Source organism: Hymenobacter sediminis, assembly GCF_003231285.1.
GTDB classification, from domain to species: Bacteria; Bacteroidota; Bacteroidia; order Cytophagales; family Hymenobacteraceae; genus Hymenobacter; species Hymenobacter sediminis.
Genome location: NZ_QKNS01000015.1, coordinates 1 through 10,945 on the forward strand (window position 1 = coordinate 1; position 10,945 = coordinate 10,945).

Annotated in this window: 13 protein-coding genes and 2 pseudogenes; all 15 read left to right on the plus strand. The window is 48.2% G+C overall.

Annotation, left to right across the window (positions count from 1 at the left end; translation table 11 throughout):
• The coding region (locus DNI29_RS25215) for an RHS repeat-associated core domain-containing protein (protein ID WP_202910574.1) at positions 1–639 on the plus strand (639 nt) is incomplete at its 5' end.
• Between the two features lie 25 nt (positions 640–664).
• Positions 665–1,318, plus strand: coding sequence for an Imm43 family immunity protein (locus DNI29_RS23555; RefSeq protein ID WP_110980607.1), 654 nt, complete (start codon positions 665–667; stop codon positions 1,316–1,318).
• A 9-nt stretch (positions 1,319–1,327) separates the two neighbouring features.
• Positions 1,328–2,026 carry an RHS repeat domain-containing protein gene (locus DNI29_RS23560; RefSeq protein WP_110980608.1) on the plus strand — a complete coding sequence of 233 codons (699 nt, stop codon included), beginning with the start codon at positions 1,328–1,330 and terminating at the stop codon, positions 2,024–2,026.
• Between the two features lie 42 nt (positions 2,027–2,068).
• Positions 2,069–2,590, plus strand: coding sequence for an AHH domain-containing protein (locus DNI29_RS23565; RefSeq protein ID WP_162303744.1), 522 nt, complete (start codon positions 2,069–2,071; stop codon positions 2,588–2,590).
• 14 nt (positions 2,591–2,604) lie between these two features.
• Positions 2,605–3,327: an Imm43 family immunity protein gene (locus DNI29_RS23570; protein WP_110980610.1), complete on the plus strand. Its 723-nt coding sequence runs from the start codon at positions 2,605–2,607 to the stop codon at positions 3,325–3,327.
• 162 nt (positions 3,328–3,489) lie between these two features.
• Positions 3,490–4,365: an RHS repeat-associated core domain-containing protein gene (locus tag DNI29_RS25280; protein WP_123823420.1), complete on the plus strand. Its 876-nt coding sequence runs from the start codon at positions 3,490–3,492 to the stop codon at positions 4,363–4,365.
• Positions 4,366–4,380: 15 nt separating this feature from the next.
• On the plus strand, positions 4,381–5,073 hold the full coding sequence (locus tag DNI29_RS23580) for an Imm43 family immunity protein (RefSeq protein ID WP_110980612.1): 693 nt from the start codon (positions 4,381–4,383) through the stop codon (positions 5,071–5,073).
• A 17-nt stretch (positions 5,074–5,090) separates the two neighbouring features.
• Positions 5,091–5,813 (plus strand): annotated as a pseudogene (locus DNI29_RS25470) (Imm43 family immunity protein).
• A 162-nt stretch (positions 5,814–5,975) separates the two neighbouring features.
• Positions 5,976–6,296: an RHS repeat-associated core domain-containing protein gene (locus DNI29_RS23590; RefSeq protein WP_202910576.1), complete on the plus strand. Its 321-nt coding sequence runs from the start codon at positions 5,976–5,978 to the stop codon at positions 6,294–6,296.
• 109 nt (positions 6,297–6,405) lie between these two features.
• Positions 6,406–6,675 (plus strand): annotated as a pseudogene (locus DNI29_RS25405) (hypothetical protein); the annotation flags it as partial.
• Between the two features lie 14 nt (positions 6,676–6,689).
• On the plus strand, positions 6,690–7,181 hold the full coding sequence (locus DNI29_RS23600) for an SMI1/KNR4 family protein (RefSeq protein WP_110980615.1): 492 nt from the start codon (positions 6,690–6,692) through the stop codon (positions 7,179–7,181).
• A 96-nt stretch (positions 7,182–7,277) separates the two neighbouring features.
• Positions 7,278–8,123 carry an RHS repeat domain-containing protein gene (locus DNI29_RS25285; RefSeq protein WP_110980616.1) on the plus strand — a complete coding sequence of 282 codons (846 nt, stop codon included), beginning with the start codon at positions 7,278–7,280 and terminating at the stop codon, positions 8,121–8,123.
• 254 nt (positions 8,124–8,377) lie between these two features.
• The gene (locus DNI29_RS23615) at positions 8,378–8,965 is read left to right on the plus strand and encodes a hypothetical protein (protein ID WP_110980618.1); all 588 of its coding nucleotides are present in this window, start codon (positions 8,378–8,380) and stop codon (positions 8,963–8,965) included.
• 148 nt (positions 8,966–9,113) lie between these two features.
• A complete protein-coding gene (locus DNI29_RS25290; protein WP_110980619.1) occupies positions 9,114–9,980 on the plus strand; it encodes an RHS repeat-associated core domain-containing protein in 867 nt (288 codons plus the stop codon).
• 9 nt (positions 9,981–9,989) lie between these two features.
• Positions 9,990–10,682, plus strand: coding sequence for an Imm43 family immunity protein (locus DNI29_RS23625; RefSeq protein WP_110980620.1), 693 nt, complete (start codon positions 9,990–9,992; stop codon positions 10,680–10,682).
• Positions 10,683–10,945: the final 263 nt, after the last annotated feature.

Below are 10,945 nucleotides of genomic sequence, written 5' to 3' on the forward strand. Positions count from 1 at the left end.
AAAGGCAAGCCACAGGATTGCCCTTTCCGCTACCAGGGTCAGTACGAGGATACCGAAACCGGACTTTACTACAACCGCTTCCGCTACTTCGACCCCGAAGCCGGACAGTATATTTCCCAGGACCCAATCGGTATCAGAGGAGGGATATCTCTATACGCATATGTAGACGACACTAATATACAAGTAGATATACTGGGCCTTAGCAGCTATACATTAGGACAAAACCTGATGAAAGCGGGGCATACGCACAGTGGGCTTGTTACCACCGCTACAAAGGCAACAGAGTGGCAAGCTCACCATCTTATTCCTGAAGAAATTTGGAATGACCCTGTTAATAGGCGTTTTTTCAAGAATATAAAATTACGAGGCCGCGACAGTGCATCTAATGGTATCTTCTTACCAAATTCTCAAGTCCTCGGTGATGGCTATGGCTTTGAGCGATATCATCTAGGAAGTCATACTAACTATAGCCAAAATGTTAGAAGGCAAGTAGAGGCTATCCGTACCCGATTTGGGGCCCAACCAGTAACACCTGCTACTATTGCTCAGGCGAGACAGGATATCCAACAATTACAAACAAATTTACACGCACAACTTAACACAAGAACGGGGGGCACTGGCTGCCGCAGACTCACCTAAATAACTGACACTTGATTTTTGTTCAATGACAAAAGTAGCAATCTGGTTTAGTCAACCTGCGGAGCGGCCTACAGGTGTTCCAGCAAGGGGAGATGTAACTTACACAGACGACTTCAATCCTAAGAAACCCATGTATGGAGCCGATGCGTTGTGGCTTGACTATAACCATCAGCTAATGCCCTTTCCACCGCCTAGCCAAGAGCTAGAGTTACCTGCTCATCTATTTGTTGTCGTTAAGAAACACAAAGAAGTGTTATTCGATTTCTTTTCGTTGGATATAAATTACAAAATCGTATCAAGGGATCTGTTGATTTTTTTACAGGCTCACGGCATTAAAGAAGGATATGAAACTGCAAAAGCATCAATTATTAACACTAAGGGAAACCCAATTTCCACAAAAGAATATTTTGTAATTAGAATAGCTCGATTCCATGATAACTTATTAGACTTTGATGTTGACACCAAAGTTGAATCACAAAGTTTGCCTAACCATTACTTATATAGTAACATAAGAATAAAACCCGATACAAGCCAAAGTGCTTTTTTTTCCGAAAAAATAACTTATGGCGAATCGCTTATAGTAAGCGAAAATTTAAGAAAGGAAATTAAAAACAAATTTTACGCTACAACATTACTCTCACCAGAAGAATATATAGCAATATTTGATACATCATGGTAACACTGTAAAATGATTCTGGGTGCCCGTTACGCCAATGGCACCCAGGAGCTGCGCCAACCCGACGCCATTGGCAACCGGTTCCGTACCCCAGCGCGCACCGACCGCCGCTACAGTCGCAGCGGGCAGCTGCGGGCAGCCAACGGCACGCGCTACCACTACGACGCCGACGGCAACCTGATCCGCAAGCAAACGGCGGCGGGGCAGACCTGGCACTACGCCTGGAACAGCGCCGGCCAGTTGGCGAGTGTGACCCTACCCTCAGGCTACGCCGTTACCTTTACCTACGATGCTTTGGGAAGGCGCCTGAGCAAGCGCTACCGCGGCAAAGTCACGCGCTGGGTCTGGGACGGCGACCAGCCCCTGCATGAGTGGCAGGAGCTCGAAGTCGGCCCCGGCAGCGGAGCGGCGCAGGAGTTGACCACCTGGCTTTTCGAAGATGACTCCTTTGCCCCCATGGCCAAGCTGCAGGCCAGCGGAGCCCACAGCGTGGTGTGTGACCACCTGGGCACGCCCCTGGCGCTCTACGATGCTCAAGGCTCCGTCACCTGGGAAGCTGAGCTCGACAGCTACGGGGCCGTGCGCCGGGGTCGGGGCGCGGCGCAGGCCTGCCCCTTCCGCTACCAGGGCCAGTACGACGACACCGAAACCGGACTCTACTACAACCGCTTCCGCTACTACGACCCCGAAGTGGGCGTCTACATTAGCTAGGACCCCATCGGCCTGGCCGGTGGCGGGGCCCTGCACGCCTACGTGGCCGACCCGCTCACCCAGCTCGACGTCTTTGGCCTGAGTGAAGGCAGTAAAACATTAGGAGACCGGCTAGTAGCCATTGGCCAAACCCACGGTATTCCCGGATTTAATCGTAGTGATTTTCGGGCTCACCATGTTATTCCGCATAAGGTCTGGACACAAAACCAGGACTTCTTCGATGACATTGGCCTAGGCAAGCAGGCACCCCACGCACGTATCAATCGTGACGGTACTCGTGTGCACAATCCCAAAGGCTACAACCCCAAAGATGCTCCGGCCAATGGAGTATACTTGCCCAAAGACGAGGCGACGGGCGTCACACATAAATTTGACATATATCATAAGGGAGGGCACCCTGACACCAATGCAGACATGAATGATAAGGTCATTGCTGTTAGGCGAAGATTTTACAGAAACCAGATCACTAAAACGCAAGCCCGGAAAGAGATTAGCGCCATACAGAAAGCTGAACGTAAACGTCTAAGTAGTCGTCGTAGTGGTGGCTGCACTCAAATTCCATAGTTGTCTCTACTCTCATGTTATACATTGCTTGCCGAATTCGGGAATCTCAGGATAAAGAAGGTCTGCCAACCTTCCTGGACCGAACCTTTACCGAAGAATTTAACGAGAAGAAGCCAATGGAAGGCATCTACTCCAGTAACTGGCGTCGTTATAATCCCTATCAACATGGTTTTCCCGTACCAAAGGATTTTTCCCTACCCACCAGCTTGCTAATGATTTGCAAGGGAATCAAACGCTTTGAACCAGATTTATACTTCGATAATCTTCATACCTGGATTGTATCGGAGCAGTTTTTGATTTTTTTAAAAGAACATCACCTTTTGGAACAACACTATGAACAAAGTAAACTCACTGTGCTATCCACAACAAAAAAGTCGATTACTAATAAGCAGTATTTCCTATTGCGTTTCTTTAGGGATGATAATGATTTAATTGATTTTAAAAAAACCCCTAAAATTGTATCACCTAAAAAGCCGCTAACCAAACATACTCCACCAACAGTATATTATCCTGACTTAATTTTTCGAGAAGGAATTGCTTCTCCCGCCATGTTATACATCGACGAAGAATCATTATTGGGAACCTTCATTTGCACGGAACAAATTAAGGAAATGATCGAGCAGAAAAACTTCGTGGGGTTTAACTTCTATACTTTGGAGGGCTATGTGCAGGAGCGTCTCTACAAGGAACAGTATCCATCCGGCCTGCCGAGCGAGCGGCCGAAACCTTTGCCGTAGTATATTTTAAAGACAGCAAGGCACTTGGTCAAAATGGCAAGCGGGATGAGAGGCTCAATAACTAGCATTAGATAATTACTAAAGGTCACGCGGTGGGTATGGGATGGTGACAAGCTCCTGCACGAGTGGCAGGAGCTAGAAGTGGGCCCTGGCAACGGGGCCTTGCTGGATCTGACCACCTGGCTGTTTGAAGACACCACGTTTGCCCCTATGGCCAAGCTCAAGGCTAGTGGGGCACAAAGCGTGGTCTGCGACCACCTGGGTACGCCTCTGGCGTTGTATGATGACCAAGGCTTAGTCACCTGGGAAGCCGAACTCGACAGTTACGGGGCCGTACGCCGAGGCCGGGGTGCAGCCCAGGACTGCCCCTTCCGCTACCAGGGCCAGTACGAAGACGTAGAAACGGGCCTGTACTACAACCGCTTCCGTTACTACGACCCCGAAGTGGGCCTCTACATCAGTCAGGACCCCATCGGCCTGGCCGGCGGCGGGGCCCTGCACGGCTACGTGGCCGACCCGCTCACCCAACTCGACGTCTTTGGCCTCAGCGAAGGCAGCACTACCCTCGGTGACCGGATGGAGCGTGCGGGCCATACCCACGGTATCCCCGGCTTTAATCGCGGCGATTTCCGCGCCCACCACGTTATTCCCCACAAAGTGTGGACCGATAACCAGGATTTCTTCGACGATATCGGCCTGGGGAAGCAAGGGCCTAGTCGGGCCTTTCCTCGTGGCTCTGGTCCGGACTACCCGCAAGGGTTTAATCCGAAGGATGCCGTTGAAAATGGTGTTTTTCTGCCCAAAAATGCCACTGTAGCCCAAAGGCCAGGATACGAATTTGATTTCTATCACAAAGGCAGCCATCGCAATACTAGTGCTGCGATGGAGGCTAGGGTAGTCAATGTGCGAGACAGGTTTAGGTCCACTACCAACCCTATCACTGCCGCACAAGCCCGGAAAGAAATCGAGGCTTTGCAGAAAGCTGAACGTAAACGGCTGAGTAGCCGTCGAGGAGGCACTTGTACTGTTATGCCTTAACCCTAAGTAAAATCCATGCTTTATGTCACTCATCCCATCTGGGATTCTCAGGAAAAACAAGGCCTCTTTACTTACATCGAGCGCACGCTGACCGAAGAGTTTAATGAGAAGAAGCCGATGCAAGGCATTTACACTCGTAATTGGAAGAGCTATAAATGGTATCGGGACGGAGCTCCTGTCTTGGAGGACATGCACCTGCCGGACCACCTGATAATGGTTTGCAAAGGCATCCGCCGCTTCCAGCACGACTTCTTCGCTGACGACCTGCGGCAGTGGATTATCTCAGCTAAGTTCCGGGACTTTCTGCGCAGCCATAACCTGCTGGAAGGGCACTATGAGGAAAGCCAACTGACAGTGGTATCAACGAAGAATCAACCACTGGCTGAACAGCCTTACTATTTATGGCGTTTGTTTCGTCATGATAACGCCTTGGTGGACTTTGAGAAAACACCTCGGGTAGTTTCGCCGGTAAAACCCTTTACTGAGTATACCCCGCCCAAGGTGTACTACCCGGAATTGATGTTCCAGAATCAAGCTCAGGTGCCTGATTTATTTTATCTCGATGACCCCAACTATTGGTCTAGCTTTTTTTGCAATGAAGAAATTAAGCTGGCAATGGAAAAAGAGAATTTTCTTGGATTCGATTTTTATTCACTTAAAGAGTATATGCGTGTTTGCATTGAACAGGAAGAAAAGGGGAGAATATAAATGCGACCTACCTATCAATGCTCTTTGTCACTCACCACGCGCGGGAATCGAAGCCTAAACTAGGTCTTCCCGTCTTCCTGCACCGCACTTTCACCGAGCAGTTCAATGAGAAGAATCCAATGGATGGTATATACTCAAGCAATTGGCAGAATTATAGTCAGCTCCGTGATGGTTTCCCGGTGCCTGAACCATTACGTCTGCCAGCTAACCTAATTCTTGTGTGCAAAGGCATTCGACGGTTTGTACCTGACTTTTTCACTGATACACCTCTTGAGTGAATTGTATCAGCCGCTTTCCTCGGCTTTTTACAAAGAAACCACCTTCTCGAAGAATGTTATGAGCAGAGCGAACTAACACTTTTATCTCCTTCCAAAAAGTCAATTACTAATAAGCAATACTACCTGTTGCGGCTAGTGAAAACTTATAATTCTTTGGTGGATTTTGAGAAAAACCCTAAAGTATTTTCCTCGCAACCACCACTGACTGAGCATACTCTAGTGCGCTTTTATTATTCTAATCTAGTATTCCAACCACATGCGAAAGTTCCTCCTCTCTTCTTTCTGAATGACCGAAGCTATTGGTATTCTTTTTTCTGTAGCGAGGAAATAAAAGCCAAAATGGAAAAAGAGGGGTTCTTAGGTATAAACTTTCTCAATCTGGAGGATTATGCCCAGGAGCAACTGTATCATGAACAATACCCCTTTGGTCCACCAAGCGACTTGCCTAAGGCTTTACCATAACAGGTAATCAATAGAGCTATGCTTTCTGTTACTTAGCTTCCTTTGGAACTCCAGCATAAGCAAGGGTTCTTCACTCTACATTGAGCGCACTCTCCCGGAAGAGTTGAATGAGAAAGAGTCCATACCTGGCAGAACTGTAAGTGGTACATCCCGCCTACCCCCATGGCCAAGCTGCAGGCCAGCGGAGCCCACAGCGTGGTGTGTGACCACCTGGGCACGCCCCTGGCGCTCTACGATGCTCAAGGCTCCGTCACCTGGGAAGCTGAGCTCGACAGCTACGGGGCCGTGCGCCGGGGTCGGGGCGCGGCGCAGGCCTGCCCCTTCCGCTACCAGGGCCAGTACGACGACACCGAAACCGGACTCTACTACAACCGCTTCCGCTACTACGACCCCGAAGCAGGACAGTATATTTCTCAAGACCCTATTGGGATTTGGGGGATCTTAATATATACTCATATGTACACAATACTAACAGTTGGCTAGATCATCTCGGTTTAAGCCCTACTAACCCGTTTGATATCGTTAACTATAGCGCCAAAACATCACCTCTAGAGAACCACCACAGTATCTTGATGTTTAGGCCACCCACAACGTTCCTGGCTATAAAAGTAGAGCAGGGCATAATCCTACAATTGCATTAACTCAATCGCAGCATAGCAATACTAAATCCATTTATAGAGATTGGCTGGAGCAAAGAACAGGAAGGCGAGTTGGCGGCAAAGTGGATTGGACAACAGTGTCAGAAGCAGAAGTGCGGGATTTATCGGAAAAAATGTTTGATGCGGCTAACGTACCACAACCAGCGAGAGATGCTTACTATAAAAAGTTCAGCGACTATGTCTCGAATGGGTGCAAACCTTAAAGTAACTTAATATCATGAAAAACTTAGAAGATTTTCTTGCAACTATAGCTAGCACAAATGACTGTGTTGTTGCAAAAAGGCTATCTCCTTTACCCCTTCAAATAGAGTATAGCCTTCCCACAGACTTACAGTACTATTTGGAAAACTACAGCTCGATTAAACTGTTCAAATCGGCGGAATATCCGTTAGAGATTGTCGGTGCTGAGGATTTCCTAAGAGCAAACCCCGTCATTATAGGGGAGGAAATAGAAGACGATATTAGTAATAACTGGTTTATAATTGCTACTGATGGAAAGTCACAGTACATTACAATAGACCTAAGTAAGGAGCGATTAGGCAAATGTTATGACAGTTTTTGGGACCGACACGGGGTTGCTGGAGAGCAACCTGTTATAGCAAACTCTTTTACTGAGCTTCTACAAAACCTCTACAAGAATACTGGCAATTACCCATATTGGCTAGAAGAAGGGTTTCAAAGTCTGGGAGATGCATATGATAACACATAGCATTATCCTTAAAAACAAAAACTTTGTAGCCTTGGCCTTGGCTTTTAGGGTGTCCTCTATTCCGATGGCACCCAGGAGCTACGCCAGCCTGACGCGGTGGGTAACCTGTTCCGCACCCGGGAGCGCACAGACCGGCGCTACGGCACGGGCGGGCAGCTGCGTGAGGTCGGAGGCACCCGCTACCAGTACGACGCGGAAGGCAACCTCATCCAGAAAGCCACGCCCAGTGGTAAGCAGTGGCGCTATGCCTGGGACGGAGCCGGTCAGCTCACTTCCGTTACCCGGCCTGACGGTTATGCTGTGACCTTCACCTATGATGCGCTGGGCCGGCGCCAGACCCAGCGCTTCCGGGGCAAGGTCACGCGCTGGGTCTGGGATGGCCCCCCCCTACACGAGTGGCACGAGCTGGAAGTTGGCCTTGGGGCCGGTAATGTACAGGACCTGACGACATGGCTCTTCGAAGAGGACAGCTTTGCTCCCCAAGCCAAGCTCACGGAGCACGGCAGCTACAGCGTGGTGTGCGACCATCTGGGCACGCCCCTAGCACTCTACGACGCCCGGGGAACGAAGACGTGGCAGGCCCAGCTCGATAGCTACGGGCAGGTGCGCCAGGGCCAGGGCAAGCCGCAGGACTGCCCTTTCCGCTACCAGGGCCAGTACGAAGATGTTGAAATGGGGCTGTACTACAACCGCTTCCGCTACTACGACCCTGAAGTAGGTAAGTATATTTCTCAGGACCCTATTGGGCTATGCGCAGGTGCTCCCCTGTACAACTATGTCAAGAATACTTCTTCATGGTTAGATATATTTGGCTTAAGTTGCTCATCTGATGCGGCAATTTTACGCAATAATATGCTTGCAGCTGGGGAAATAGAGCCCGCTTACGCAAATGCAGCTCACCACATGATTTATGTCAAACTCAACCGATACTCGTATGGTTGATTTGCGGCAGAAGCTAACTAATCATGGAATTGACATCAACGATGCTGATAATGGTGTGTTCCTACCCTAGTCATCTGCAGTTAAGACCAATAATAATTTATCATTGATTGCGCATAGTAAAATCCATACAAAAAAAATACAAGTAGGCCATGTATGATAGAATTAATCTTCTTACTTCAGAAGCTGATATTAGAAATGAGCTTGGAAAAATAAGAAGTGAAATCTTTAACGGTGCCTTTTCTTTTTAAACACAAATGAGCATTACACAGGCATTTTCAGAAGAACAGGACAAATTTGATCATCATTTCACAGAAATAAATAAACTAATAACTCATGAAGAATGGACCGCAGGCCAATATTTTAATATAGGCCCTTATGATTTTCAAAGGTCAGGTTTTAAGCAAGGAAAAAAAATAAACAAGAAACCAATTTCCACAAAGAATAAATATTGCTATTCTTTTGATATACACAATAATATTATCGTAATAAAGCATGGCCTCAGTATTAACAATCAATACAATTATGAATTTATATACTATGACAGCAGCCGAATAACAAGCCTTCTCTACGCAAGTAATAAAACATTAATAAATATTAAAATAAGAAATATTGTTGACAACAAAGTACAAACATTAGATTTAAAAGGAGTTAGGGGCTCTAAACATGAAGAATATTTTTATAACGATAATTTATTAACCAGAATCAGAGTTGATCAGTGGAATAATGATCAACAAGGAACATCTTTTAATGTTTTGTTTTCTTATAATGGAGAAGAGGTCAATAAAATAAAAAATATATTCGACAATGGATATGAGGAGGTAAAATACGATATTGAAAAATGACCACCTAAAAAAGGGGCGACTGTAACTTGAACAGTTGCCCCTTTTTTTTAATACTAACTATAAGTGGAATAATAGGTGTAAAGCATTATCTCACGAGCAGGCTAACGACGTCGTCACTTGGCTGTTTGAGGAAGAGAGCTTCGCTCCCATGGCCAAGCTCACGGCCCAGGCCCGCTACAGCATCCTGACCGACCACCTAGGCACCCCACTGGAGCTCTACGACCAAGCCGGCACCAAGACCTGGCAAGTTGAGCTCGACAGCTATGGCCAAGTACGCGCAGGAAAAGGCAAGCCTCAGGACTGTCCCTTCCGCTACCAGGGCCAGTACGACGACACCGAAACCGGCCTCTACTACAACCGATTCCGCTACTACGACCCAGAAGTGGGCGTCTACATCAGCCAGGACCCCATCGGCCTGGCCGGTGGCGGGGCCCTGCACGCCTACGTGGCCGACCCGCTCACCCAACTCGACGTCTTGGGCCTCAGTGAAGGTAGTGGCACGCTGGGCAATCGGATGATCAAGGCCGGTCGTACGCATGGCATTATCGCACGGGATGCGCAGGGCAACCCGTTGCTCAATGCGAAAGGCAACACCTACTTTCCTAAGAGTGATTTCCGCGCCCACCACGTTATTCCCCATGAGGTGTGGACAGAAAACCAGGACTTCTTCGATGACATTGGTCTAGGCAAAAAAGCACCCCATGCGCGTATCAATCGTGACGGCACTCGGGTCCACAATCCTAAAGGTTACAACCCCAAAGACTCGCCAGCCAATGGCGTGTACTTACCCAAAGATGAGGCAACGGGTATAAACCACAAATTCGATCAATACCATAGTGGTGGCCACCCACAAACCATTGATGACATGAGAGTCAGTGTTGGTCAGACCCGCACTAGATTTGAAAACGGCGTCATCACAAAAACTCAGGCAAGAAAAGAAATCAGCGCGTTGCAAAAAGCCGAGCGCAAACGCTTAAGCCGCCGCAGTGGTGGTGGTTGCACCATCATGCCTTAAATAAAGAGAATGTTTTTTGTAATTGATAAAATCGCACAAGCTGATGATCAGGCAGGCTTGCCATTGGTCATTTCACGCACTCTTACGGAAGAGTTCAACGAAGAGAAGCCTACAGAAGCACTGAACTCGCGCCCTTGGTCCCGCTATAACCCACAACGTGACGGGGTGCCGGTACCTGCACAATTTCAGCTGCCACCTCAACTACATATGGTTTGCAAAGGATTACGTCGCTTCCGAGCCGACCTTTTCTCCGACAGTTTGCGACAGTGGGTGGTATCGGCCCGCCTCCGAGATTTCATGCAACGTCATGGTTGGCTAGCAGGACACTACGAGGAGAGCAACCTGACCATAGTATCCACTGGTAACAAGCCGCTCACTGATCAGCCCTACTATTTGCTGCGTTTGTTTCGAGACGACAATAGCTTAGTAAACGTGGACCAGTCACCTCACATACTTTCACCTGTAAAGCCATTAACTAAGCATACACCACCCAACACGTATTATCAGGACCTCGTATTTCGTCCTGAAGCATCTGTGCCACCATTGTTCTATTTGCAGGAACCTGCATACTGGCAAGTGCTCATTTGTACGGAAGAGACAAAGACTTTACTGGAGCAAGAAAAGTTTATGGGTCTTACCTTTTACAGCTTAGAAGAGCATGCTCAACGAAGCATAGAGCGCGAAAGAAAGCTTGCCCGATAGGCATATACTTTTTGTCACCCATTCCATTTGGGATTTTTCAAGAATAACGAAGTCCCTTTACCTAAACAGAACGCACTCTCAGGTAAGACCTCGATGAGAGAAAGCCGATGCAAGGCATGTACCCCCGTAACTAAAAGATCTGTAAAACCTTAGGCGAAGTTACTCAGGCGCGGGCCGGCAGCTGGCTTAGTCGCATCGAGCGCGACGAGCAGGGTCTGGAGCTGCAGCGCACGCTCAGCGGCGGGGTGCAGCAGCGCTGGCAC

Coding starts and splice junctions, on each gene's coding strand:
- DNI29_RS23555 (WP_110980607.1), top strand. CDS start 665: ATGACAAAAGTAGCAATCTGGTTTAGTCAACCTGCGGAGCGGCCTACA.
- DNI29_RS23560 (WP_110980608.1), top strand. CDS start 1,328: ATGATTCTGGGTGCCCGTTACGCCAATGGCACCCAGGAGCTGCGCCAA.
- DNI29_RS23570 (WP_110980610.1), top strand. CDS start 2,605: ATGTTATACATTGCTTGCCGAATTCGGGAATCTCAGGATAAAGAAGGT.
- DNI29_RS23580 (WP_110980612.1), top strand. CDS start 4,381: ATGCTTTATGTCACTCATCCCATCTGGGATTCTCAGGAAAAACAAGGC.
- DNI29_RS23590 (WP_202910576.1), top strand. CDS start 5,976: ATGGCCAAGCTGCAGGCCAGCGGAGCCCACAGCGTGGTGTGTGACCAC.
- DNI29_RS23600 (WP_110980615.1), top strand. CDS start 6,690: ATGAAAAACTTAGAAGATTTTCTTGCAACTATAGCTAGCACAAATGAC.
- DNI29_RS23615 (WP_110980618.1), top strand. CDS start 8,378: ATGAGCATTACACAGGCATTTTCAGAAGAACAGGACAAATTTGATCAT.
- DNI29_RS25290 (WP_110980619.1), top strand. CDS start 9,114: ATGGCCAAGCTCACGGCCCAGGCCCGCTACAGCATCCTGACCGACCAC.
- DNI29_RS23625 (WP_110980620.1), top strand. CDS start 9,990: ATGTTTTTTGTAATTGATAAAATCGCACAAGCTGATGATCAGGCAGGC.